Genomic DNA, 25,189 nt, shown 5'->3' with positions numbered 1-25,189 from the left:
CCTTTCGCTGGCCCATTTGTGGGCATTTGTCGTTATGATTGGCAGGATTTCTGTTTTTGTCCTCAAAGGCAACCTTGCAACCGGCTTTTTATGGCGGTGGCAACGCATTTCCGTCTCCCGAAAGCCTCCTCTTTCTGCCGTGGATGCGGCGCTTTGTTCATAAGCTACCCACGCAGAAGCCGCGTGTAACGTCCTAAATTATCTATTCCTGCCACAAGCTGAGCTTATGGAAGAATGCGGATCGCGCCCGATGCAGGGGCGCTTCTCCTATCGCCCCTTCCAGACGGGATCGCGCTTTTCCGCGAAGGCGCGGGCGCCTTCGAGCTGGTCCTCGCTGGAATAGAGGATATCGACCGTCCGGAATTGCCGGCGGGTGATCTTGTTCATCGTCGCCTGGAAGGTCTCGCCCTCGGCGGCGCGCACCACTTCCTTGATCGCGGCATAGACGAGCGGCGGGCCGCTTTCGAGCAGGCGCGCGAGCTCCCAGGCCCGGTCCAGAAGCTTTTCCGCGGGCAGGATCTCGTTCACGAAACCCCAGCGATGCGCCTCCTGAACGTCCAGCCAGCGACCGGTCAGAAGCATGTCCATGGCGATGTGGTAGGGGATGCGCTTCGGCAGCTTGATCGAGGCGGCGTCGGCCACCGTGCCGGAGCGGATTTCCGGCAGGGCGAAGGTCGCGTGCTCGGCCGCGAGGATGAGGTCGGTGGAGAGCGCGATTTCAAGCCCGCCGCCGCAGCAGATGCCGTTGACGGCGGCGATGATCGGCTTGTTGAGGTCGCGCAGTTCCTGCATGCCGCCGAAACCGCCGACGCCATAGTCGCCATCGACCGCGTCGCCCGCGGCGGCGGCCTTCAGGTCCCATCCTGGACAGAAGAATTTTTCTCCCGCGCCGGTGACGATGGCGACCCGCAGGCTCTCGTCGTCGCGAAAGTCGGCGAAAATCTTTCCCATGATGCGGCTGGTCGCAAGGTCGATGGCGTTCGCCTTTGGGCGATCGATCGTCACTTCCAGGATGCCGCCCTCGCGGCGCTGTCTTATCGGTCCGGTCATGGGTTTTTCCTCAGACGGATCAGCGCATCGGCCGCGACGACACCGTCGCATTCCGGCAGCACCATTATTGGATTAATGTCCAGTTCTTCGATTATTGAAGCGTTTGAAACGACATAGGATGCCGCTGATGCGACGGCGGCGACAAGGGCGTCGATATCGCCCTTCGGCGCGCCGCGATAGCCGCCGAGCAGTTTTGCGATCTTCAGGCCGGAGATCGCCTCGCGGATCGTCCTTTCGTCCGTCGGCAGGGTCAGGATCGCGGAATCTTCAAGCAATTCGACGAGGATGCCGCCCGCGCCGATCGTCAGAACGGGGCCGGCGACCGGATCGCGCATGGCGCCGACGATGAGCTCGGCGACCGGTTTGCCCACCATCTTCTCGACGAGGAAGCCGGCGGCGACGCCGGCCATGGCGTTCGCGGCCTCCAGCACCGCCTCGCGGTTCGCGAGATTGAGCTTCACCGCCCCCGCCTCGGTCTTGTGCGCGACGCCAAGGCCCTTGAGCACGACCGGGAAGCCGAGCTCTTCGGCGGCGTCGGCGGCCGTGTCCGCCGTCTCGGCGACAAGACCCTCCGGCACCGGCAGGCCATGGGCGGCAAGCGCCTGCTTGGCCTCATGCTCGGTGAGGGTGACGGGCTCGCCTTCGCCGGCCGGCGCCTTGAGGAGCGGCCGAGACTGAGGCCCGGCCCAGGCTTCGCCGATGCCGGCGGCGGCGTCGGCGGCGGCAAGTGCCTCCTCAATGCCGTAGAAGGGCACGACGCCGTTCCGCATCAGCATCTCGGCCGTTTCCTCCGGCATGTTCTCGCCCATGCTGGCGACGATGCCGGCATTCGCGCCCGCGGCTTTCGAGGCGTCGATGACGGCGTGGCAGGTGGTGACCCAGTCGGCCGCATCGCAGCGGTCGAGGCGGGGGAAATCGAGCACGACGAGGTTCAGGCCGTAGCCGCCCCGCATCATCGTCGTGAAGGCGGCAGTCTGCTTCTCGCGGTTGCCCCAGACGAAGGTGTGGTAGTCGAGCGGGTTGGAGATGGTCACCATCTGGCCGAGCGTTTCGCGCAGCGGCTGGCGCTGGAAATCTTCGAGCGCGCGATAGTTCACCTTTCGCTTCACCCCGGCATCGGCCATCAGCGAGGCTTCGCCCCCCGAGCAGCTCATCGAGGAGATGTCGTGGTTCGGCAGGGGGCCGGCGACATGCAGCAGCTTCAGCGTTTCCAGAAGCTCCGGCAGCGTCTCGACGCGGCCGATGCCGAGACGGGCGAGGAGGGCCGAGGAGACCGCGTCGTTGCCGGCGAGGGAGGCGGTGTGCGAGACGGTGGCGAGCTGCGCCTGTTCCGACTTGCCGACCTTCAGCGTGACGACCGGCTTCTTCAGGTCGCGGGCGCGCTGGCCGAGGCGTTCCAGCGCTTCGAGGCTGTCGAAGCCCTCGATATGCAAGCCGACGGCGGTGACGCGCGGGTCTTCGAGGACCGCGCAGGCGAGATCGGCAAGGCCGGTCTGGGCCTGGTTGCCGGCGGTCAGGATATAGGCGAGCGGCAGGCCACGCTGCTGCATGGAAATGTTGCAGGCGATGTTGGACGACTGGGTGAGGACGGCGACGCCCTTGTCGATGCGCAGCATGCCGTGCTGGTCGGGCCAGAGCAGCGCGCCGTCCAGCATGTTGATGAAGCCGTAGCAGTTCGGCCCGAGGATCGGCATGCTACCTGCGGCCGCAACCAGCGCCTTCTGCAGGTCGTCGCCATCGGCAAGCTCGCTGACGGCCTCGCGGAAACCGGAGGCGTAGCAGACGGCCCCGCCCGCGCGGCGGGCCGCAAGGTCGCGGATGATGCCGATGGTCAGCTCGCGGTTGACGCCGACGAAGGAGGCGTCCGGCGCGCCGGGCAGGTCGGCGACCGAGCGGTAGCATTTGCGGCCGAGGATCTCCTCCTCGCGCGGATGCACCGGCCAGATTTCGCCGGAAAAGCCCATCTTGTCGCACTGGTAGATGACGCGGCGGGCTTCCTTGCCGCCGAAGACGGCGATGGACCTAGGGCGGATGAGGCGGTCGAGGGGGCGGGGAGTCATGCGTGGAGCTTTCCGGGTGTTGCCTTGCCCCTCATCCGCCCTGCCGGGCACCTTCTCCCCGTCAGGACGGGGAGAAGGGGATATGCCGGGCCGTTTTCCCGTTTCAAGGCATGGCGTTTGGCACATTCCCTCTCCCCGCTTGCGGGGAGAGGGCTAGGGTGAGGGGCAAATCCGGGATTCGCCATGCTCACGCCCCCAGCGGCCGGAGCAGGTCGCGGCTGATGATGTGCCGCTGGATTTCCGACGTGCCGTCCCAGATGCGCTCGACGCGGGCATCGCGCCAGAAGCGGGCGAGCGGCAGGTCGTCCATCAGGCCCATGCCGCCGAAGATCTGGATCGCCTCGTCGGTGACGCGGGCGAGCATTTCCGTGGCGTAGACCTTTGCCGAGGCGATCTCGCGGTTCGACGGCAGGCCCTGGTCGAGCCGCCAGGCGGCCGACAGCGTCAGGAGGTCGGCGGCATCGATCTCGGTGATCATGTCGGCGAGCTTGAAGGAGACGCCCTGGTTCGCGCCGATCGGCTTGCCGAACTGCTTGCGCTCGGCGGCGTAGTTGAGGGCGTAGTCGAAGGCGCGGCGGGCGCGGCCGACCGAGGTGGCGGCGACGGTGAGGCGCGTCGCGTAGAGCCAGTCGTTGGCGATGTCGAAACCCTTGTGCACCTCGCCGAGGATCTGGGCGGAGGGCAGGCGGCATTCGTCGAAATTGAGGATGCAGTTCTTGTAGCCGCGGTGCGAGACCGAATTGTAGCCGTCGCGGATCTCGAAGCCGGGCGTGCCGCGGTCGACGAGGAAGCAGGTGATCAGCTTCTTCCTGCCGCGCGGCGTGTCCTCCTCGCCGGTGGCGATGAAGACGATGACGAAATCGGCGATGTTGGCGTGGCTGATGAAGTGTTTCGTGCCGTTGACGATCCAGTCGTCGCCGTCCTTGCGGGCAAAGCACTTCATGCCGCGCACGTCCGAGCCGGCATCCGGCTCGGTCATGGCGAGGGCGTCGAATTTCTCGCCGCTGACGGCGGGCAGCAGGTATTTTTCGCGCTGCTCGTCGTTGCAGGCCATCAGGATGCCGGAGGGGCGGCCGAAGAACACGGTCAGCGCCATGGAGCCGCGGCCGAGCTCGCGCTCGACGAGCGTGAAGGAGGTGTGGTCGAGGCCGGCGCCGCCCACTTCCTCCGGCATGTTGCAGCCGAAGAAGCCGATCTCCTTGCACTTGCGGGCGATCTCCCGGCCGAGCTCCGGCGGCACATGGCCGGTGCGCTCGACCTCGTTTTCGTGCGGATAGATTTCCGTTTCGACGAAGGCGCGGACCGTATCCACGATCATCTGCTGTTCGTCGGTCAATGCGAAGTTCATGGAAAAGTCCTCCCCATACTCTTTTCGTGAGAGGTGCCATTTGTGGCCACCCCCCTCTGCCCTGCCGGGCATCTCCCCCTCAAGGGGGGAGATTGATTGTGGCACCGCCTTGCCCCTTGCCGATCTCCCCCCTTGAGGGGGAGATGCCCGGCAGGGCAGAGGGGGGTGGCGGCTCGCGTCGTCAGTTCTTTCTTTGCCCGACGCTGCGGCCTGCGCCGTCCGGCTTCGGCAACCCGGTATGGGCTTCGGCGATCGGCGCGATCTTCGCCAGTACCTCGGCGGGCGCGTCGACGCTCCTGCCGGCTTTCGAATCGACATGCAGCACCATCTGCTCGGCCGTCGCGATGACGTCGCCCGTCGCCGCGTCGTGGATGCGGGTGAAGTAGTGCATGCGCTTGTTGTCGAAGGAGAGCAGCTGCAGCGTCGTGTAGAGCGCCTGGCCGAGCTTGGCCTCGCCGAGATGGCGGATATGGGTCTCCACCGTGTAGTAGCTGTGGCCGGCCTCGACATAGGCGAAGTCGACGCCGACCAGCCGCAGCAGCGCGTCGGTCGTGTCGCCGAAGAGCTGGAGATAGCGGTGCTCCGTCATGTGGCCGTTGTAGTCGACCCAGGCGGCGTTGACCCTGGTGTCGACGAGGCGCAGCGGTTCGCTTGCGGACACCTCGACCTTCGCCTTGCCGGCCTTGGCCCAGAGATGCGCCTCGAACTCGGCGAGCAGCTTGCCCGAACCCCAGCCACGGCCTTCGTCGCCCGCCTTCAGCGCGTGCATGATGCCGACGAGATTCTGGTCGCGGATGCGTTCCAGCTCGCGGATGCCGCGCGCGCCGGACTGGGCGTCCGACTGGCCGGCGATCTTTTCGACGAGCGCGTCGTCGAGGTCGACGACGTCGGTCAGCTTCGTCCAGGGCCAGGAGAGGCAGGGGCCGAACTGGGCGAGGAAGTGGCGCATGCCCGCTTCGCCGCCGGCGATGCGGTAGGTCTCGAACATGCCCATCTGCGCCCAGCGCATGCCGAACGAATAGCGGATCACGTCGTCGAGCGTCTCGGTGTCGCAGATGTCGTCCTTGATGAGCCAGAGGCCCTCGCGCCAGACGGCTTCCAGCAGGCGGTCGCCGACGAAGGCCTCGATCTCCTTGTTGATGATCACGCCCTTCATGCCGATCGGCGCGAGCTTGGCCTTGGCGTCTTCCAAGACGGCGCGCGACGTCTTCTGGCCGCCGACGAGTTCGGCGAGCGGCAGCAGGTAGACGGGATTGTAGGGATGCGCGACGAACAGGCGTTCGGGATGCTTCATGTCGCGCTGGAGGTCTGTCGGCATCAGGCCCGACGTGGAGGAGCCGATGAGGGCGTCGGGCTTTGCCGCCGCGTCGATCTTCGTCAGCACGCCGCGCTTCAGCTCCAGCCGCTCGGGCACGCTTTCCTGAATCCAGTCAGCGTCTTGCACGGCTTCTTCCAGGCTCTTGCAGAAGGTGATCTTCCCCTTCGGCGGCAGCGGGGCCATGGTGAGCATGCCATAGGCGCGCTCGGCATTGGCCATCACCTCGCCGATGATGCGTTCGGCTTCCGGATGCGGATCGAAGATGTTCACGTCGATGCCGGCCAGCGCGAAGCGGGCGACCCATGCGCCGCCGATGACGCCGCCGCCGACACAGGCTGCCTTGGTGATGGTGGTCATGCTGTGCGTTCCCTCATGTTCTTTTCCGTGTGCGCGGTTTGTTGCCCCTCATCCGGCTGCCGCCACCTTCTCCCCGCGAGCGAGGAGAAGGGATATGCCGCGCCGTTTTCCTCCGTCCCGAACGTCCGGTCTGGCAGGTCCCCTCTCCCTGCTTGCGGGGAGAGGGCTAGGGTGAGGGGCAACCCGGTCCGTCAGCCCCGCGGTGCCCGCTTCGTAAGCTTCAGCTTCTCGCGCACGTCGGCCGGGCCGATGACCCGGGCTCCCATGCTCTCGATGATGTTGACGGCCTTGTCGACGAGCTGCGCATTGGTGGCGAGCTGGCCCTTGCCGACATAGAGGTTGTCCTCCAGGCCGACGCGGACATTGCCGCCGGCAAGCACCGCCGCGGCCGGATAGGCCATGGCGTTGCGGCCGATGGAGAAGGCCGAGAAGGTCCAGTTCGAGGGCACGTTGTTGACCATCGCCATGAAGGTGTTGAGGTCGTCGGGCGCGCCCCACGGAATGCCCATGCAGAGCTGGATGAGCACCGGATCCTCGATGACGCCTTCCTCGACGAGCTGCTTGGCGAACCAGAGATGGCCGGTGTCGAAGGCCTCGATCTCCGGGCGCACGCCGAGATCGGTCATCATCCGGCCCATGGCGCGCAGCATGGACGGCGTGTTGGTCATCACGTAGTCGCCGAGCGAGAAGTTCATCGTGCCGCAATCGAGCGTACAGATTTCCGGCAGGCATTCGGCGACGTGGGAGACGCGCTCCGTCGCGCCGGCCATGTCGGTGCCGTTGGGATTGAGCGGCAGCGGCTGCTCGGTGTTGCCGAAGATCATGTCGCCGCCCATGCCGGCGGTGAGGTTCAGCACCACGTCGACTTCCGCGTCGCGGATGCGCTCGGTCACCTCGCGGTAGAGGTCGTTGCGGCGGCTCGGCGCGCCGGTTTCCGGATCGCGCACATGGCAGTGCACGACGGCGGCGCCGGCCTTGGCGGCCTCGATCGCCGATTCGGCGATCTCTCTCGGCGAGCGCGGCACATGGGGGGATTTGCCGGCGGTGTCGCCGGAGCCGGTGACGGCGCAGGTGATGAAAACGTCGCGGTTCATCGCTAGGGGCATTGTCGTTCTCCCAGTATTCTCGTTGAAGCCATTACGAGCCAAGAGAAGGCGCAGTGCTTTCACTTTTCGGATCCATCCTTGACAATTCGGGAGACGGAGCCGCAGGATTGCCGCATGCTGGATCCCTCCTCCGAAACGCTCGACATCGATATTCTCGTCCTGCCCGAGACGAACCTCATCCTCGTCGCCTCGGTCATCGAGCCCCTGCGCGCCGCCAACCGCATCTCCGGCCAGGACCTTTACCGCTGGCGGATTTTCTCGCCCGACGGCCTGCCGGTCGAAACGCGCAGCCGCATCCCCGTGCCGGTGGACGGTCCGTTCCGGCCGGAGCGGGAGACCCAGCCGCTTTTCGTGCTGTCGAGCTATCAATGGCAGATGAGTGCGACGCCTTTGTTGCGCCGCCAGCTCTCGCAGACCGCCCGCCACCGCATCGCCATGGCCGGCATCGAATCGGGCAGCTGGCTGCTTGCCGAGGCGAGCCTGCTCGACGGCCACTCCGTGACGATCCATTGGGAGGACATGGAGGAATTCGCCTCCGCCTATCCGCAGATCGACGTCGAGCGGCAGCGCTACGTCATCGACGGCAAGCGCATCACCACCGGCGGCTCGCTGCCGACGCTCGACCTGATGCTGGAGATCATCCGCCGCCGGCAGGGCTATTCGCTGGCGCTCGAAGTCTCGCGGCTCTTCATCTACGAGCACGAGCGCACCGGCGGCCTGTTGCAGGTGCCGGCGCTCGGCAACATGCGCGTCGCCGACCAGCGCGTCAGCCAGGCGGTGCGGCTGATGGAGGAGACGGTGGACGCGCCGCTCACCCTGACGCGGCTTGCAAAGCGCGTCGGCGTCAGCGCGCGCCATCTCCAGGACCTGTTCCAGGAGACGATGGGCGTCGCGCCGCACCAGCACTATCTCGCGCTCCGCCTCAACGCCGCCCGCCGCAAGGTCATCGAGACGAGGGCCGAGTTCGCCGATATCGCGGCGCTCACCGGCTTCAACTCCTCCTCCGCCTTCTCGCGCAGCTACCGGGCGCATTATCACGAGAGCCCGACGGAGACCCGTCGCCGGCTGAGGGCCGGGGCGAAGGGCTAGGTTTTCGTCAGAAGCGCGAGCATCGTCTCGGCGGCCTTGCGGGAAAGCGCGTCGCGCGGCCAGACGAGGCTCAGCGATTGCTGGTAGGCGTCATCGAGCGGCAGCAGCGCCGGCGGCGGCTTGATGTTGGCGACGGAGTGCTCCGGCAGCACCGAGAGATGGCCGTGGCCGAGCACGAGGTTGATGATGACGGGGATCGAATCCACCTCGACCAGCGTCAGGCGGGTGCGCTCGGCGGGGGAAAGCGTCGCTTCGAGGAAGCGGTCGGTCATCTGCCGCAGGCCGCTGCGCGGGCTCGGCACGGCGATCGGGTACTGGCATAGCAGCGTGGCGAAATCCTGCTTCTCGGCGCTGTCCAGCCTGCGCGGGCCGGCAAGCGCCAGCCGGGAGCGGCCGATCAGGCTGCCTTCGAATTCGGCGGGGTAGCGGTCGGTGTCGAGCAGGATCAGGTCGAAGCGGCGGTTTTTCAGGCCCGAGACCAGTTCGTCCGCCGTGGTGGAGGAGAGGAAGAGCGGCTGGCGGGGCCGCGCCGCGCGCCACGCCACGGCGAGGCGGGCGAGCATGGCGGCGATCTCGCTTTCATGGCCGAAGGGGATGATCGCGCCGAGCCGCCAGGTGGCGGCGCTGCGGCGGAACCGTTCGGCCGATGCGGTGGAGAGGGACTCCCAGGCCGCGCCGATGCGTTCTGCGAGCGCCAGCGCTTCCAGGCCCGCGGGCGTGCAGGTGATGCCCGTCGCCGAACGCGCGAGGAGCTTGCAGCCGATCGCCGCCTCCAGATGGCTGAGCTGGCGGGTGAGCTGCGGCTGGCCGAGGCCGAGGGACTTGGCGGCGCTGTTGATGCTGCCGGCGCGGGCCGTCGCGGAAAAGCGGGAAAGGGCGGCGAGCGAGACGGCCGGCCTCGTTTCCCCGCCTTTGCCGAGGGCGGCGAGCGCGGCGGCCGCTTCGGCGATTTCGGCAAAGCGCGGCAGGCGGGCCTCGGCGTCGAGCGTCGGCACGAGCGCCTGCCCGTCGCGGCGCACCAGCGGCACCGACAGCACGGCCTCCATCCGGCGCAGCGCCGCGCTGGCGCTGGAGGCGGGGCGTCCTTCCGCGGCCGCCGCCCTGCGGATGCCGCGTTCTTCGAGAATGCTGTGCACAAGGCGAAGCGTGGATAGATCCACGGGCGGCTCCTTCGGGTTTTCCGTCTGTACGGTTCATAGCATGAACCGTACGGATTTTGGGATATGGGTTCGGGCCGCGTTCCGCATAACATCCGCATTCGGTTTTACGCATTCCGGACAGGCGCTTTTGCCGGAATTGCCGTTCGAGACAGGCTTTTTGAAAATGCTCGCTTCCGCCGACACGCTCTATCTGACCGGCCAGCCGCTCGATTTCGCGACGCTGGAGGCGATCGGCACGGCTGCGCGTCGGCCGGTGGCCTGCGAGATCGGCATGGGGCGTGTCGGCACGTCGCGCCGCGTCATCACCGATCGCCTCGCCACGGGCCTGCCGATCTACGGCGCGAATACCGGCGTCGGCTCGATGAAGGACAAGCTCTGGACGGCCGACGACCTCATCGAGTTCAACAACAGCCTGGTGAGGGCCCACCATTTCGGCACCGGCGAGCCCTTCACGCTGCCGATCGTGCGCAAGGCAATGGGCATTCGCGTCAACACGGCGCTCGGCGGCTATTCCGGCTGCAGCCCGGAGCTGATCGACGCCCTGCTCGGGCTGCTCGAACGGGATGTCGTGCCCGTCGTGCGCCGGCATGGCTCGATGGGGTGCGCCGATATCGGCCTGATGGGCCAGATCGCGTCGGTCCTGACCGGCGAGGGCGAGGCGTGGTACGGCGGCGAACGCCTGCCGGCCCTGGAGGCGCTGAAGCGCGCCGGCCTCCAACCCTATCGCATGCAGCCGCGCGATGCGCTGGCCGCCCTCAGCGTCAATGCCATCTCGCATGCCGCGGCGGCCAATGTGGTGCGCGAGGCGGCGATGGCGATCCGCAACCTCATGGTGACGGGCGTTCTCTCCTCGCTGGCGCTCGGCGCCTCGGCCGATCCCTGGCGCGTGGCGGCAAGGCTCTCGGCCCATGGCGAGGCACTTGCCGGCACCTGGTTCGAGGCGCAGGCCGCCTCCGGCCATTGGCCGAAACCGTCGGCGATCCACGATCCGCTCAGCCTGCGCATGACCGCGCAGGTCTTCGGCGCCTGCCTCGATACGCTGATGAACGCCGCCGAGCGCATCGTCGAGGCGACGGCGCAGTCCGACGACAATCCGGTCGTGCTCGACAACCACGTCATGGCCTCCGGCGGCTCGCTGCCGCTCTCGACGACGCTCTATGTCGAGGCGGCGCAGACGGGGTTCGCCCATCTTGCGCGCAACGTGCTGAACCGCTGCGTGCTGCTCGCCAACGGCGTGCGCCGCAACCTGCCGGTCAACCTCGTGGCGCCCGGCGAGACGGCGACGGGCTTCGGGCCGCTGCTGAAGCTCGCGGTGGAGCTCTACATGCGCATCCAGTCGCTGGCGGTGCCGATCTCGGCGCAGTCCATCGTCGTCGCCGGCGGGCTGGAGGAGGAGGCGACCTTCCTGCCGCTGATCGTCGAGCGCATGGAGAGCCAGGTGCGGGACCTCCGCCAGCTCGCCGCCCTCGAAGCCATGCTCTCCGCCCAGGCGATCGACCTTGCCGGCGACAATGTCGCCGGCGTCGTCGCCATCGCCTACCAGCGCACGCGGGCGATCAGCCCGTTCTACCGCAAGGACCGGCCGCTTTCCGCCGAGATCGAGGCGCTCGACCGCGATCTTGCCAGCCCCGAGGCGCTTGCCGCCTTCGTCGAGGCCGCGCCCATGGCGCAATTCGACGCCTTCTTCGCCCTCAAGCCCTGACGGAGACAGACCATGGCCGATTTCGATCTCGTCCTGAAAGGCACCGTGGTCCTGGCGGATCGCATCGTCGACGGCGGCCATGTCGCCGTGCGTGACGGCAAGGTGGCGCATGTCGGCCAGGGGGCCATGCCGGCGGCGAGGGAGCGGCACGACCTTTCGGGCGCGCTGATCCTGCCCGGCGCGATCGACGCGCAGGTGCATTCGCTGTCGCAGAAGAACCAGGAGGATTTCATCTGGTCGACGCGTTCGGCGGCGGCGGGCGGCGTCACCACCATCGTCGACATGCCCTATGACGAGGGCAACCTCGTGTGCTCGGCCGAGGCCGTGCGGCGCAAGGTGGACCATGCCGGGCCGCAGGCGCGCGTCGATTTCGCGCTCTACGGCACGGTCGATCCGCAGGAGGGGCCGGCGCGGATCGGGGAAATGGTCGAGGCGGGTGTCGCGGCCTTCAAGTTCTCCACCTTCGGCACGGACCCGAAGCGCTTTCCGCGCATCCCGGCGGCGCTGCTGGAGGATTGCTTCCGCGCCATCGCCCCGACCGGTCTGACGGCCGGCGTGCACAACGAGGACGACGAGGCGGTGCGCGCCGCGATCGCCAGGGTGAAGGCGGCCGGCATCACGGACTACCGCGCCCATGGCCTGTCGCGCCCGCCGCTGACGGAACTCATCGCCTCCAACCAGATCTACGAGACCGGCGCGGCAACCGGCTGCCCGGCCCATGTGGTGCATTGCTCGCTCGGCCGGGGCTACGAGATCGCCAGCGCCTATCGCGCGCAGGGGTTTCGGGCGACCATCGAGTGCTGCATCCACTATCTCACGCTCGATGAGGAGAACGACGTCGCCCGGCTCGGCGGCAAGGCGAAGATCAACCCGCCGATCCGCCCGCGCGCCGAGGTCGAAAAGCTCTGGCGGCACGTCGCCGCGGGCAATGTGACGCTCGTCTCCACCGACCATGTGAGCTGGTCGGAGGACCGCAAGACCAATCCGGACATGCTGGCCAACGCTTCCGGCGTGCCGGGGCTGGAGGTCATGGTGCCGCTCTTCGTCAAGGGCGCGCTGGAGCGCGGCATTCCGCTGACGCGGGCGGCCGAGCTGATGGCGCTGAACCCCGCCCGGCATTTCCGGCTCGATCATGTGAAGGGCGCGCTCGAAGCCGGCAAGGACGCGGACATCGCCGTGCTGACGCCCGAGCCCTATAGCTATGACGCGGCGGCGAGCGGCCACAACGTCGTCGGCTGGTCGCCCTATAACGGCATCCGCCTGCCGTGGCGCGTCTCGGCGACCTGGCTGCGCGGCAAGCTCGCCTTCGACGGCAAACGGGTGCTCGCCGAACCCGGGTCCGGCGCCTTCGTGCGCCCGTTGCCGACGCTCGTTTCCGCAGGTGGCCGCTGATGGCGGCGCCGCGAACCAATCTGCCGGTCGATCCCGCCCGCATAGAGGATGTGATCGACGGGCTTGCCCGGCTCACCGAGCCCGGCCGGCCCTACACACGGCGTGCCTTTACCGCTCTGTTCCCGGCGGGGCGGGATTTTCTTGACCAGAGGTTTCGGGCGGCCGGGCTCGAAACGCGCATCGACGCCGCGGGCAATCTCATCGCCCGCCGGCCGGGCAGGAAACCGGGCCTCGGCACGATCATGCTCGGCTCCCATTCCGACACGGTGCCGGATGGCGGGCGTTACGACGGCATCGCCGGCGTGGCGGTGGCGCTGGAAGTCGCCCGCGCCCTTGCGTACCAGGGGATCGAACTCGACCATGACCTGGAGGTCGTCGATTTCCTTGCCGAGGAAGTGTCGATCTTCGGCGTCTCCTGCATCGGCAGCCGCGGCATGGCCGGCGTCCTGCCGGCGGACTGGCTGGCGTGCGAGAGCGGCGGCCTGACGCTGGAGCAGGGCATTCGCGATATCGGCGGCGATCCGGCGCGCCTGCAGGCGCAGGCCCGCAAGGACATCGCGGCCTTCCTCGAACTGCATATCGAGCAGGGGCCGGTGCTGGAAACGGAGAAACTGGATATCGGCGTGGTGACGGCGATCGCCGGCATCACGCGCATCGAGATCATCGTCGAGGGCCGGGCGGACCATGCCGGCACGACGCCGATGGGCGCGCGCGCCGATGCGCTTGCGGCCGCCGCGCGGCTGGTAACGGGCATCGAGGCGCTGGCGAAGTCGCTCTCGGAAGGGCCGGGGCATTTCACGGCGACCGTCGGCGAATTCTCCATCGCGCCGAACGCGGCCAATGTCGTGCCGTCGCGCGCGCGCCTGTTGATCGACGCGCGGGCCGAGCACCGCACCACGATGGATGTTTTTGCCGCCTCCGTCGAGCAGATGGCGGAGCAGCTCGCACGGGAGACCGGCACGCTCATCGCGCCGCCGCGCCGCCTCTCCGACAACATGCCGACGCCCGGCGATCCGCTGCTGCTCGATGTGCTGGATGCGGCCTGCGAGATGGCCGGCGCAAGCCATCGCCGCATGGCCTCCGGCGCCGGGCATGACACGGCCTTCCTGGCGAAGGTGACGCGGGCGGCGATGATCTTCGTGCCGTGCCTTGGCGGGCGCAGCCATGCGCCGGAGGAGTTCGCCGAGACGGACGATATCGCGCTCGGCGCGGCGGTGCTTTTTAACGCGGTGATTCAACTGGATAAGACATTGAGTCAGGAGGACGCCCGATGGGCCGGATCTTAAAGGAAAAAGACGTCGAGGCGGCGGTCAAGGGCGGCTCGGTCTATGCAGCCGGCGGCGGCGGCTGGGCGGACCATGGCCGCATGCTCGGCTATGCCGCCGTCTCGATCGGCAAGCCGGAGCTGGTCTCCATCGATGAATTGTCCGATGACGACTGGGTGGCGACCGCCGCCGCCATCGGCGCGCCGGCCTCCACCACGCCCTGGGAAATGCGCGGCGTCGACTATGTGAAGGCGGTGGAGCTTCTGCAGGACGCGCTCGGCGAGAAGGTCGCGGCGCTGATGGTCGGGCAGAACGGCAAGTCCTCGACGCTCAACGGCTGGCTGCCCGCGGCGATCCTCGGCACGAAGGTGCTCGACGCCGTCGGCGACATGCGGGCGCATCCGACCGGGGACATGGGGTCGATCGGCATGGCAGGCTCGCCCGAGCAGATGATCCAGACCGCCGTCGGGGGAAACCGCGACGAGAACCGCTATATCGAGCTCGTCGTGCGCGGCGCGACCGCGAAGGTCTCGCCGATCCTGCGCACGGCCTCCGACATGTCCGGCGGCTTCATCGCCTCCTGCCGCAATCCCTTGCGCGCCTCCTATGTGCGCAGGAACGCGGCGCTCGGCGGCATCTCGCTGGCCCTGGAGCTCGGCGAGGCGATCATCGCCGCCGAGGGCAAGGGCGGTGCGGCGATCATCGACGCCATCGTCAGGACGACGGGCGGCTCGATCCTGTCCGAGGGTGTCATCACGGACAAGTCGGTGGTCTACACGAAGGAAGCCTTCGACATCGGCACGGTGACGGTCGGCAGGGGGGACGATGCCTCCGTGCTGCATGTGATGAACGAATACATGGCGGTGGAATCGGCGGGCGGAAAGCGCCTCGCCACGTACCCCGACGTCATCACCACGCTCTCGCCCGAGGGCGAGCCGCTCAGCGTCGGCCAGCTTGAGGCCGGCATGACGGTGTTCGTCTTGCACGTGCCGAAGACGATCATCCCGCTCGCCTCCAGCGTGCTCGATCCGACCGTCTATCCGTCGGTGGAGAAGGCGATGGGGATCGAGCTGGCGCGGTATGCGCTGGAGACGACGGTTTAAGCGGACGGGTGCGGCTGCACCCCCCTCTGCCCTGCCGGGCATCTCCCCCACAAGGGGGAAGATTGGAGAGGCAACGTCTAGCCTCACGCTGCCGTTGCAAATGAAGAGATGCCATCGCGTCCAGCCGATCTCTCCCCTCGTGGGGGAGATGCCCGGCAGGGCAGAGGGGGGTGAACCTCCCCATGAACGCTGAGGAGACGACCATGCCCAAGCCCAATCCGCGCCATCCGAACTATCCGATCCCGAGCGGCGATGTTTTGCGCGCCAGGGGCTGGCGGCAGGAGGGGCTTTTGCGGCTTCTCGAGAACGTTCTGTCGGTCGGCGAGGATCCGGACAATCTCATCGTCTATGCCGCGCTCGGCAAGGCGGCGCGCAACTGGGCGGCGCACAGGGCCATCGTCAAGGCGCTAACGGAGATGGACGAGGACCAGACGCTGGTCATCCAGTCCGGCAAGCCGGTCGGCCTGCTGAAGACCCATGCCAAGGCGCCGCTCGTCATCATGGCGAACTGCAACATCGTCGGGCAATGGGCGAAGGCCGAGGTATTCTACGAGCTCCAGCGCAAGGGGCTGATCTGCTGGGGTGGGCTGACGGCCGGGGCCTGGCAGTATATCGGCAGTCAGGGCGTCATCCAGGGCACCTACGAGATCTTCATGCGCATCGCGGAGAAGCGCTTCGGCGGCAGCCTCGCCGGCCGCTTCATCCTGACGGCCGGCCTCGGCGGCATGGGCGGCGCGCAGCCGCTCGCCGGCCGCATGGCGGGGGCGGCCATCCTCTGCGTCGATATCGATCCGGCGCGCGCGGCGGCGCGCAAGGCCGTCGGCTATCTGGAGCATGTCGCGCCGGACCTCGATACGGCGCTCAGGATGATCGACGAAGCCGTGAAGGAGAAGCGCGCGACTTCGATCGGGCTCGTCGGCAATGCGGCGGAAATCTATCCGGAGATCGCCCGGCGCGGCATCGTGCCCGACATCGTCACCGACCAGACCTCGGCGCACGATCTCGTCTACGGCTATGTGCCGAAGGGCATGAGCCTCGACCAGGTGCGGGGCCTGCGCGACGACGGGCAGGGGCAGTTGATGGCGGCAAGCCGCGCCTCCATCGTCGAGCATGTCTCGGCCATGCTGGAATTCCAGAGGCAGGGCGCCGAGGTGTTCGATAACGGCAACCTGATCCGCACGCAGGCGCGGGAAGGGGGCGTCGCCGATGCCTTCGACATCCCGATCTTCACCGAGGCCTATCTGCGGCCGCTCTTCGCGCGGGCCATCGGGCCGTTCCGCTGGATGGCGCTGTCCGGCGCGGAGAGCGACATCGCGCGGATCGACGATCTCGTCCTGGAGATGTTCCCGGACAACGGGATCGTCACCAACTGGATCCGGCTGGCGCGGGACAACGTGCCCTTCGAGGGCCTGCCGGCGCGCATCGCCTGGCTCGGCCACGGCGAGCGCACGGCGCTGGCGCTGGCGGTCAACCGGCTGGTGGCGGCCGGCGAACTGAAGGGGCCGGTCGCCTTTTCGCGCGACCATCTCGATGCCGGGGCCATGGCGCACCCGAACATCATGACCGAGCGCATGAAGGACGGCTCGGACGCCATTGCCGACTGGCCGCTGCTCGACGCCATGCTGCTCTCCTCCTCCATGGCCGATCTCGTCGTCATCCATTCGGGCGGCGGCGGTTATGCGGGCTATATGACGAGCTGCGGCGTGACGCTCGTCGCCGACGGCACGGCGGACGGTGCGGAACGGCTGGAACACGCCTTGACGAACGACACGTCGCTCGGCGTCATCCGCTATGCCGATGCCGGTTATGACGAATCGCTCGACGAGATCGCGAAGAAGGGCATCGGCTACGTGACGGTGGGTTGATGCCGGCGAGGGGCGATGCTGTTCAAGGCGGACATGCTTGAAAGGATCGGCAGGGGCGAGGTGACGCTCGCCTTCCGCCGCTGGTCGAGGCCGACAGTGCGCGCCGGCGGCACGCTGCGCACCGCCGTGGGTGTGCTCGCTATCGACAGTGTCGCGGCCGTGGATATTCACACCGTTCCCGACGCGGATGTGCGGGCGGCCGGTTATGCCGCACGGGCCGACCTGCTTGGCGACCTCCGGCCGGAGGGGCAGCTTTACCGGATCGCCTTCCATGTCGCGGGCAAGGACCCGCGGGAAAGCCTGCGTGAAAACGATACGGTTGGTCCGTCCGATATCGCCGCGCTGGACGCCCGGCTGGACGCGCTCGACCGTGCGGTACCGTGGACACGCGCGGTGCTTGCCATGATCGCGGAAAGGGACCGGCGCACCGCCGCGGAGATGGCCGAACGGCTCGGCGTGGAAAAGCTGGCGCTCAAGCGGAAGATCCGGCAGCTCAAGGAACTGGGGCTGACGGAGAGCCTTGCCGTCGGCTACCGGCTTTCGCCGCGCGGACACGCATTTGTGAAGGGCAGCCGGCGGGGATCGTGATGCGGGCGGGGCTAACTCCCTGAAATGTCGCGATGGCCGTAAACGTTGCATTTAATATTTCGCGGTAATCTTCCGTTAGTAATTCCGTCCATGTGTCGAAAGGGCGGGGCTTCGGTTTGTTTTGCGTGCGGGTGCCTATGCGTCTTTCGGTCCTTACAACGGTCCTCCTTGCCTGTGCCGCCATGACGGGGTGTGCGTCGAGCTCCAACCCCGTGTCGGCGCTCGCCATCAAGCCGTCCTCGGAGACCACCGCCTCGGTTTCGAAGGCGAGCGGCCCCGTGCCGGAGGTCGCCGTCGGCGAGAGCAAGGTGACGGCGGACGGCGCGGAGATGCTCGCCTGGGCCGGCCCGGCGGCGGGGACCCACGTCTTCGAGAGCGTCACCCAGCAATCGGCCATTCCCGCCGAACGGCCGGCGGAGGCCGTGACGGCCGAGGAACCCGCATCCGAAGGCGGCTCGCGGAAACGCTCCCGCGTCTACAGCCAGCAGTTCCGCGACGCCCATCCGATCAATTTCGGCAAGCGTGCGCCCAAGCATTATCAGGTGCACGGCGTCGACGTTTCGCGCTGGCAGGGCGATATCGACTGGGTGAAGCTGCGCATGCAGGGCGCCAACTTCGCCTTCATCAAGGCGACGGATGGCGGCGACCATCTCGATCCGATGTTCCAGAAGAACTGGCGCAAGGCCAAGGAAGCCGGCATCAAGCGCGGCGCCTACCACTTCTTCTACTGGTGCCGCGTCGCAAGCTCGCAGGCCGAATGGTTCATCCGCAACGTGCCGAAGGATCCCGATGCGCTGCCGCCGGTCATCGATGCGGAATACAACGGTGAATCGCGCTGCAAGAAGCGTCTCACGCGCGCTCAGTACGTCGAGAAGATCCGCGTCTTCTCCGAGATGCTGGAACGCCACTACGGCAAGCGGCCGATCATCTATACGGCGCCGGATTTCTATGAGGACAATCTTTCGGGCGAGCTGACGAACCATCCGTTCTGGCTGCGCTCCGTCGCCGCGCACCCGTCCAAGCGCTATCCGAACCGCCGCTGGGTGTTCTGGCAGTATTCCGGCTCGGGCCTGTCGCACGGCGTCACCGGCAAGATCGACCTCAACGTCTTCTACGGCAGCGTGAACGACTGGCACAACTGGCTTGCCGGCCAGCGCTCGGCCAGCCGCGACTGATTGTCGACGACGGCAGGCGGATGAGCCGGACGATCTACCTCCGTTTCTGCGGATAGATCGTCTCGCCGCGCTTCAGCATCTCCACGAAGGTCTCGATCTTCCGCCTGCGGCCGGCCTCGGTCTTCATCGTGTGGACGCGGAAGGCGAGGGCGAAGCGGTTCTGCTCGGTGAGCCTGCCGAGCATCGCCCTTGCCGCCGGCTCGGCGTCGATCGCGGCCTGCAGGTCCGGCGGGATCTTCATGTCCTTGCCGCTGCCATAGGCCTTGTCCCAGCGGCCGTCCGCCTTGGCGGCCTCCACATGTTTAAGGCCGTGTTCGGTCATCCGCCCGTCCTTAATCAGCCGGCCCACCGTCTCGACGTTCTTCCTGCTCCACACGCTCTTCCTGCCCCGCGGGCAGTAGCGCTGGAAAAAGCTCTTCTCGTCGAGCCCCTTGCGGATGCCGTCGATCCAGCCCCAGCAGAGCACAACCTCGATCGCCTCCTCGGGATCGATGGAGGCAAGGCCGGAGGCGCGCTTGTGGATCTTGATCCAGACCTCGGGCGCCGTGGCGTGGTTTTCCGCCAGCCAGCGATGGAACGCTTCCTGTCCGGGAAATTCGCGGACATGGGCAGGGTCGATTTCCACAGGCGCCATCGTGTTTCCCCCGTTTTCCGGTGAGCCGTGTCCTTCGTGCACTGGCCGCCCGGCCGGGCAGGCACTAATGCCGAAGAAGTGATCCCGATGTTTCTTGCCAGCCCGCCCGCGGTTTGGCTAGCCATCTGACAAACCTCCCTTTTCTTCCCAAGGAGATCGTAAAGAGAATGCCTACGGTGTGCACATTGTCGCGCAGAGCGTTTTTCATGGGCGCCGCCGCGACGCTTGCAGGATGCGCAACCACGGAAACGTCGGTCAGGAATGCCCCGGTTCCGCAGAAGGTCAGCTATCCGATCGTGCCGGCGAGCGACGAGGAGCTCGCCGCGCGCTACGCCGCCGTCGAGGATGGCGGCCATCTCATCCCTGCCATTCCCTACCGGGAAATCGATCCGAAATATTATCGCCAGCGCGTGAAGGACCCGACCGGCGAGACGCCGGGCACGGTGGTCGTCGATACGCCCGGCCGCTTCCTCTATGTGGTGGAGCCGGGCGGCACGGCGATGCGCTACGGCGTCGGCATCGGCCGCGAGGGCTTCGCCTGGGAAGGCGAAGGCATCATCCACTGGCGCCAGCCCTGGCCGCGCTGGAAGGTGCCGGCCGACATGATCGCGCGCACGCCGAGCCTTGCCAGGTATTCCGTCGAGAACGGCGGCATGGAGCCAGGCATCAAGAACCCGCTCGGCGCGCGGGCGCTCTACATCTTCCAGAACGGCAAGGACACGCTCTACCGCCTGCACGGCTCGCCGGAATGGAAATCGATCGGCAAGGCGACGTCGTCCGGCTGCGTGCGGCTGATCAACCAGGATGTGCTCGACCTCTACAAGCGCGTGCCCTATCACGCCCGCATCGTCGTGCATCAGGGACCGATGGGCGCGGCCGTCGGCGCTTAGAGCATTTCCAGCCGGAGCGAGATCGCTTCGGTGTCGGATAATGCGGGAAAAACAAGAATCTAGAGCATTTCCGGCGAACCGGAGTTCGCCGGAAATGCTCTAGGTCACGGTCTCGCCGCCGTCGACCACGAGAATCTGGCCGGTCATGTAGCTTGACCGGTCGGAGACGAGGAAGAGGATCGGCTCGGCGATCTCCTCGACATCCGCCCAGCGGCCCATCGGCACCTTTTCCCTTATATAGCCTTCGATCGCCTCGCGTCCGCCCATCTGGCTGATGAAAGGGGCGTTGAAGGGCGTGTCCACCCAGCCCGGGCAGAGCGCGTTGACGCGGATGCCGTGGCGGGCATAGTCGCCGGCCATCTGCCTGGTCATGGCGATGACGGCGTGTTTCGTCGTCGTATAGGCGATCATCTCGCGGTCGTAGAGCACGCCGGAGGAGGAGGCCGTGTTGAGGATGACGCCCTTGCCCTGCGCCCTCATGGCCGGCATGACGAGGCGGGCGGCGATCAGGTGCGCGCGCACGTTGAGGTTCCAGGAGAGGTCGAGCCCGTCGAGCGGCACGCTCTCCAGATCGCCGGCGACCTGCGCGCCGGCATGGTTGTGCAGGATGTCGACGCGGCCGTGGCGCGACAGCACGGACGCGACCGCCATCTTCAGCTCCACGTCGTCGGTGACGTCGACGATGACCGCCTCGGCCTTGCCGCCGTCGGCACGGATGAAATCGACGGTCTCGGCCGCGCGCGCCTCGTCGCGGTCGGCGACGCAGACGGTGGCGCCCTCGCGCGCCATGATGCGCGCACCGGCCCGGCCGATGCCGGAGCCCGCTCCGGTGACGATGGCGACGCGGTTCTTCAGGATCATCGGTCTTACTCTCCGGCAGGCGATTTTCGGGTTTTCTCCCGCATCAGCAGGCGGGCGATGAGGATCAGGAGCAGCGAGGCGACCAGCACCATCGTCGCGATGGCGTTCACCTCCGGCGTCACGCCGCGGCGGATCGAGGCGAAGACGTAGATCGGCAGCGTCGTCTTGGAGCCCGCGACGAAGAAGGCCACGATGAAATCGTCGAAGGAGAAGGTGAAGGCGAGGAGGAACCCGGCGAGCACCGAGGGCAGGATCTGCGGCAGCACGATGTCGCGGAAGGTGGTGAGCGGCGTCGCGTAGAGATCGGCCGAGGCCTCGACGATGTCGCGCCCGAGCGTCGCGATGCGCGCCTTCACGATCATGGTGACGAGCGCCATGGTGAAGAGGCCGTGCGCGGCGATGATCGAGCCGTAGCCGAGGCCGAGCTGCGGCGGTTTTTCGCCGGGCCAGATGGCGGCGATCGCCGGGTTGATCGCGCCGAAGACGGCGACGAGGGCGACGAGCGTCGCGATGCCGATGACGACGCCCGGCACGACGATGGCGGCGGCGAGCAGGCCGTCGAAGACCGCGCGGGCGCGGCTGCCCAGCCGTTCGAGGCCGAGCGCGGCCATGGTGCCGAAGACGGCGGCGAGCGTGGCGCTGACGAGGGCGATGATCAGGCTGTTCTGCAAGGCCGTGATGAGGAACGGATTGGCGAGCGCCTTGCCGTACCATTCGACGGAAAATCCGGTGAACTCGCTCGCATTGCGTCCCGCATTGAAGGAGAACAGCACGACGAGCGCGATCGGCGCGTAGAGGAAGAGATAGACGGCGGTGATCAGCGCGCGCATCAGACGAGGTCCACCTGTCTCGTGCCGGAAATCCTCCAGGCGATGCGCATGGCGACCATCAGCACCACCACGACGACGGCGACCAGCGTGACGGCGATGGCCGAGCCGAAGGGCCAGTTGCGCGATTGCAGGAAGAGATCGACCAGCGCGTTGCCGATGAAGAAGACCTTGCCGCCGCCGAGGAGCTGCGGGATGAGATATTCGCCGAGAAGCAGGATGGTGACGAGCGCGACGCCCGTCATGACGCCCGGCAGCGACAGCGGCAGGGTGACGGAAAAGAAGGTCGACAGGGGTTTTGCGCCGAGGTCGGCGGAGGCTTCGAGCAGGCGCCGGTCGAGCTTTTCGAGGCTGACATAGATCGGCATGATCATCAGCGGCAGGTAGCCGTAGACGATGCCGAGCAGTACGGCGCCGGGCGTGTTGAGCAGGCGCACGTCGGCAATGCCGATCATGTCGAGCAGATTGGGAATGCCGCGCGAGCCGAGGATGTACATCCAGGCATAAGTGCGCACGAGCAGGCTCGTCCAGAACGGCACGACGACCAGCGAGACGAGCAGCAGCCGGTGGCGCGGGCTCGCCTTGACGGCGAGGTAATAGGCCGTCGGATAGGCGACGAGGAGGCAGAGGAAGGCGCCGGCGGGCGCAAGCATGAGGGTGTTCCAGTAGGCGGCGGAGCGGGCCGGCAGGTTGGCATATTGCGCGAAGGTGAACGCCGCCTGGTAGCCGCCTGCCGGTCCGCGCTCGCCGACGGAGAAGACCAGCATGGCGATGAAGGGCAGCACGAGGAAGACGAACAGCCAGGCGGAGGTCGGCGCCAGCAGCGCCGCCGTCACCAGCCGTCTTTTCGTCGTCATCGTCAGGGGCATTGCGGTTGATCCTGTTGCAACATGCGAGGGTCGCCCCTCATCCGGCCTGCCGGCCACCTTCTCCCCGCAGGCGGGGAGAAGGAAATGTGTGGCTGCGTCCCGTTCCCTCTCGAAGGGAATGATGCGGGCGCCGCATACCCTTCGCCCCGCCTGCGGGGAGAAGGTGGCGGCAGCCGGATGAGGGGCTTTCCGCTACGCCGACTTGAACCGCGCCATCAGCTCCGCCCGGGCCGGGTCCGTCAGCGTCACGGCGGCGCCGAATTCGAGCGGGGTCAGGGCGGCCTCGTCGGGATAGACGATCCTGTTGCCGGTGATTTCGGCCGGCAGCAGCGAGAGCACGCGGCTGTCCGTCGTCGGCGCGCCGTTGGCGATGTGCTCCTTCACCGCGTTCTGCGGGTCCATCAGGAAGTTGAGCAGGGCGTAGCCGGCCGGCTTGTTGGTGGCGCTTGTCGGCACCGCGTAGAAATCCGACCAGATCTCGCCGCCGTCCGAGCCGAGCGCGAACTGGATTTCCGGGATGTCGCGGTTGAGCTGCGCGCCGTCGTTCGTCCAGCACATGGTCATCCAGGCGTCGGAGGCGCGCATGGAGGGCTGGTAGTCGCTGTTGATGGCGTAGAGGTGCGGCTTGACCCTGATCAGCAGTTCCTCGGCCTTGGCCAGCTCCTCGGGCTTGACCGAATTGAAGGAGAAGCCGAGCGAGACGAGGGCGTTGCCGATCGTGGTGAGCTGGTAGTCGTGCACCATGGCGCGGCCGTCCGCCTCGGTCATGGCGACCTCGAAGAACTCCTTCCAGCTCGTCACCTTCGACTTCACCTTGTCGGCATTGACGGCGATGCCCGTCGTGCCCCAGTTCTTCGGCAGGGCATAGACCTTGCCGTCGACCGTGCCCTCGTTGGTGAAGCGGGTGTTCTGGGTGCCGGGGTCGAAGTTCGGCACCTTGGCAAGGTCGAGCGGGTCGATCAGGCCGAGGCCGGCATAGGTGGAGATCGTGTAGTTGGTGGGCACGAAGAGGTCCCAGCCGGTGCCGCCGGCCTGGAGCTTGGCCAGCATCTCCTCGTTCGAGCCAAAGACGTTGACCTCGACGGCGACGCCCGTCGCGGCGGTGAAGGCCTCGAAGGTCGCCGGGTCGTGGTAGTTCGGCCAGGTGGCGAGCGACATGGCGGAGCCGAGGTCTTCCTGCGCGTGCGCCTCGCCGGTGAAGAGGCCGGGCTGGCGCGCCAGCACGGCGGCGGCAAGGCCGAGGCCGGTGACGGCGAGGAAGTGGCGGCGCGTCACGGAGCCGCGTTTCAGCCGCATGAACTCGTCCGTCAGTTCCCGAGCGCTGATCGGGGCATTCTCTCTGAACCATTTCGACATAATGCTGTTCCCCTGTTGGGCCTGTTTCCCTCAGGCCGGAAAGATATGCGTCTGGCCGGGATCGAAGCTTATGGCGACCCGTTCGCCCGGCGCGACGAGGTCGTTTTGCGATTGGCTGTGGCGTTCGGCGGTGACGAGCAGGTCGCCGAGCCCGTCGACGGCGACGGAATATTCGGCGGCCGAGCCGAGGAAGATGCGATGCGTGACCGTGCCTTCCAGCGTGGTCGCGCCGGCCGCGCCGCGCGAAAGGCGGATCGCCTCGGGGCGAAGCGCGACCGTGACCGCGCCCGGCGCAAGATCGGCGCGCGCGGCGGGCAGGGCCGCGCCATTGCCGAGGCGCACGGTGCCGCCGGTTTCCAGCGTGCCGGCAAAACGGTTCGTCTTGCCGACGAAATCGGCCACGAAGAGATCGGCGGGCCGGTCGTAGACCTCCTGCGGCGTCGCGAGCTGGCGGATGCGGCCGGCGCTCATCACGCAGACGAGGTCGCTCATCGACAGCGCCTCCTCCTGGTCGTGCGTGACGAGCACGAAGGTAATGCCGAGATCGCGCTGCAGCGTCTGCAACTCGATCTGCATGGCGGTGCGCAGCTTCTTGTCGAGCGCGGCGAGCGGCTCGTCGAGCAGCAGCACGGAGGGCTTGTTGACGAGCGCGCGGGCGAGCGCCACGCGCTGCTGCTGGCCGCCGGACATCTCATGGATGCGGCGCCCGGCGAAACCGGTGAGGCGCACCATCTCCAGCGCCTCGCCGACACGGCGGGCGATCTCCGCCGCCGGCAGCTTCGGGCGCAGCTGCCTCAGCCCGTAGGCGACGTTCCTCTCCACGTCGAAATGCGGGAAGAGGGCATAGTGCTGGAAGACCATGTTGACCGGGCGGCGATAGGCCGGAACGCCGTTGGCGACCTTTCCGGCGATCAGCACCTCGCCCTCGCTCGGCTGCTCGAAGCCGCCGATCATGCGAAGACAGGTGGTCTTGCCGCAGCCGGACGGACCGAGAAGCGCGACGAAGGCACCCTTCGGCACGGAAAGATTGATGTCGGAGACCGCGGTCACCGCGCCATAGCGCTTGGTCACCGAACGGAACTCGATGTCGTTCGTTGGGGCGGATGTCACGTCTGTTCCCTGCGGTTGTTGGTCTCTTGGCGATCTCTGCCGCCTTGGCCACCGTCGAGGGGGA

General features: G+C 67.3%; 21 protein-coding genes. 9 read left to right on the top strand and 12 right to left on the bottom strand.

Translation table 11 applies throughout. The annotated features are described in order from the left end of the window. Positions 1-267: 267 nt before the first annotated feature. The 5 genes from AABQ55_RS17420 to AABQ55_RS17400 all read right to left on the bottom strand — a co-directional run bounded on the left by AABQ55_RS17420 (position 268) and on the right by AABQ55_RS17400 (position 7,239). Positions 268-1,050, bottom strand: coding sequence for a carnitinyl-CoA dehydratase (locus tag AABQ55_RS17420; protein ID WP_244766849.1), 783 nt, complete (start codon positions 1,048-1,050; stop codon positions 268-270). After that, a complete protein-coding gene (locus AABQ55_RS17415; RefSeq protein WP_272805901.1) occupies positions 1,047-3,110 on the bottom strand; it encodes an acetate--CoA ligase family protein in 2,064 nt (687 codons plus the stop codon). The genes AABQ55_RS17420 and AABQ55_RS17415 overlap by 4 nt, the downstream gene beginning before the upstream one ends. 187 nt (positions 3,111-3,297) lie before the next feature. After that, a complete protein-coding gene (locus AABQ55_RS17410; protein ID WP_272805900.1) occupies positions 3,298-4,458 on the bottom strand; it encodes an acyl-CoA dehydrogenase family protein in 1,161 nt (386 codons plus the stop codon). Between the two features lie 181 nt (positions 4,459-4,639). Further along, a complete protein-coding gene (locus tag AABQ55_RS17405) occupies positions 4,640-6,133 on the bottom strand; it encodes a carnitine 3-dehydrogenase (protein ID WP_272805899.1) in 1,494 nt (497 codons plus the stop codon). 191 nt (positions 6,134-6,324) lie between these two features. Beyond that, positions 6,325-7,239, bottom strand: coding sequence for a 3-keto-5-aminohexanoate cleavage protein (locus AABQ55_RS17400; protein ID WP_244766845.1), 915 nt, complete (start codon positions 7,237-7,239; stop codon positions 6,325-6,327). Between the two features lie 114 nt (positions 7,240-7,353). Between AABQ55_RS17400 and AABQ55_RS17395 the strand changes: the two genes are divergently transcribed. Then, on the top strand, positions 7,354-8,328 hold the full coding sequence (locus tag AABQ55_RS17395; RefSeq protein WP_064330625.1) for a GlxA family transcriptional regulator: 975 nt from the start codon (positions 7,354-7,356) through the stop codon (positions 8,326-8,328). Here AABQ55_RS17395 and AABQ55_RS17390 read toward each other — a convergent pair. Further along, on the bottom strand, positions 8,325-9,488 hold the full coding sequence (locus AABQ55_RS17390) for a LysR family transcriptional regulator (RefSeq protein ID WP_272805898.1): 1,164 nt from the start codon (positions 9,486-9,488) through the stop codon (positions 8,325-8,327). The two genes, AABQ55_RS17395 and AABQ55_RS17390, sit on opposite strands and share 4 nt — an antisense overlap. Before the next feature lie 163 nt (positions 9,489-9,651). On the opposite strand from AABQ55_RS17390, the gene AABQ55_RS17385 reads away from it, so the two are divergent. The 7 genes from AABQ55_RS17385 (at position 9,652) to AABQ55_RS17355 (ending at position 18,578) form a co-directional block, all read left to right on the top strand. Beyond that, entirely contained in the window at positions 9,652-11,190 is a 1,539-nt protein-coding gene (locus AABQ55_RS17385; protein ID WP_272805897.1) for an aromatic amino acid lyase, read from the top strand. Positions 11,191-11,202: 12 nt separating this feature from the next. Continuing rightward, the gene (locus AABQ55_RS17380; protein ID WP_272805896.1) at positions 11,203-12,582 is read left to right on the top strand and encodes a dihydroorotase; all 1,380 of its coding nucleotides are present in this window, start codon (positions 11,203-11,205) and stop codon (positions 12,580-12,582) included. Then, a complete protein-coding gene (locus AABQ55_RS17375) occupies positions 12,582-13,868 on the top strand; it encodes a Zn-dependent hydrolase (protein WP_272805895.1) in 1,287 nt (428 codons plus the stop codon). The genes AABQ55_RS17380 and AABQ55_RS17375 overlap by 1 nt, the downstream gene beginning before the upstream one ends. Beyond that, on the top strand, positions 13,853-14,950 hold the full coding sequence (locus AABQ55_RS17370; RefSeq protein WP_272805894.1) for a DUF917 domain-containing protein: 1,098 nt from the start codon (positions 13,853-13,855) through the stop codon (positions 14,948-14,950). Before AABQ55_RS17375 ends, AABQ55_RS17370 begins: the two co-directional genes overlap by 16 nt. Positions 14,951-15,153: 203 nt before the next feature. Further along, positions 15,154-16,815, top strand: a complete 1,662-nt coding sequence (locus AABQ55_RS17365) for a urocanate hydratase (protein WP_272805893.1) — start codon at positions 15,154-15,156, stop codon at positions 16,813-16,815. Positions 16,816-16,830: 15 nt separating this feature from the next. After that, on the top strand, positions 16,831-17,403 hold the full coding sequence (locus AABQ55_RS17360; RefSeq protein ID WP_272805892.1) for a hypothetical protein: 573 nt from the start codon (positions 16,831-16,833) through the stop codon (positions 17,401-17,403). 137 nt (positions 17,404-17,540) lie between these two features. Then, the gene (locus tag AABQ55_RS17355; RefSeq protein ID WP_272805891.1) at positions 17,541-18,578 is read left to right on the top strand and encodes a glycoside hydrolase family 25 protein; all 1,038 of its coding nucleotides are present in this window, start codon (positions 17,541-17,543) and stop codon (positions 18,576-18,578) included. A gap of 34 nt (positions 18,579-18,612) precedes the next feature. On the opposite strand, the gene AABQ55_RS17350 is transcribed toward AABQ55_RS17355, so the two are convergent. Beyond that, on the bottom strand, positions 18,613-19,212 hold the full coding sequence (locus AABQ55_RS17350; RefSeq protein WP_272805890.1) for a YdeI/OmpD-associated family protein: 600 nt from the start codon (positions 19,210-19,212) through the stop codon (positions 18,613-18,615). A 167-nt stretch (positions 19,213-19,379) separates the two neighbouring features. Between AABQ55_RS17350 and AABQ55_RS17345 the strand changes: the two genes are divergently transcribed. Then, positions 19,380-20,102, top strand: a complete 723-nt coding sequence (locus AABQ55_RS17345) for a L,D-transpeptidase (protein ID WP_244766835.1) — start codon at positions 19,380-19,382, stop codon at positions 20,100-20,102. Positions 20,103-20,201: 99 nt separating this feature from the next. Here AABQ55_RS17345 and AABQ55_RS17340 read toward each other — a convergent pair whose 3' ends face one another. The 5 genes from AABQ55_RS17340 to AABQ55_RS17320 all read right to left on the bottom strand — a co-directional run bounded on the left by AABQ55_RS17340 (position 20,202) and on the right by AABQ55_RS17320 (position 25,125). Beyond that, positions 20,202-20,963 carry an SDR family NAD(P)-dependent oxidoreductase gene (locus tag AABQ55_RS17340; RefSeq protein ID WP_272805889.1) on the bottom strand — a complete coding sequence of 254 codons (762 nt, stop codon included), beginning with the start codon at positions 20,961-20,963 and terminating at the stop codon, positions 20,202-20,204. Between the two features lie 5 nt (positions 20,964-20,968). Further along, positions 20,969-21,793, bottom strand: coding sequence for an ABC transporter permease (locus AABQ55_RS17335; RefSeq protein WP_272805888.1), 825 nt, complete (start codon positions 21,791-21,793; stop codon positions 20,969-20,971). Beyond that, on the bottom strand, positions 21,793-22,659 hold the full coding sequence (locus AABQ55_RS17330; RefSeq protein WP_272805887.1) for an ABC transporter permease: 867 nt from the start codon (positions 22,657-22,659) through the stop codon (positions 21,793-21,795). The genes AABQ55_RS17335 and AABQ55_RS17330 overlap by 1 nt, the downstream gene beginning before the upstream one ends. Positions 22,660-22,851: 192 nt before the next feature. Next, positions 22,852-24,015, bottom strand: coding sequence for a polyamine ABC transporter substrate-binding protein (locus AABQ55_RS17325; protein ID WP_272805886.1), 1,164 nt, complete (start codon positions 24,013-24,015; stop codon positions 22,852-22,854). A gap of 30 nt (positions 24,016-24,045) precedes the next feature. Next, entirely contained in the window at positions 24,046-25,125 is a 1,080-nt protein-coding gene (locus tag AABQ55_RS17320) for an ABC transporter ATP-binding protein (RefSeq protein ID WP_272805885.1), read from the bottom strand. Positions 25,126-25,189: the final 64 nt, after the last annotated feature.

Origin of the sequence: Shinella sp. WSD5-1, assembly GCF_963942435.1 — a bacterium.
Taxonomy (GTDB): domain Bacteria; phylum Pseudomonadota; class Alphaproteobacteria; order Rhizobiales; family Rhizobiaceae; genus Shinella; species Shinella yambaruensis.
This window is presented reverse-complemented; position numbering and strand designations above follow the sequence as displayed.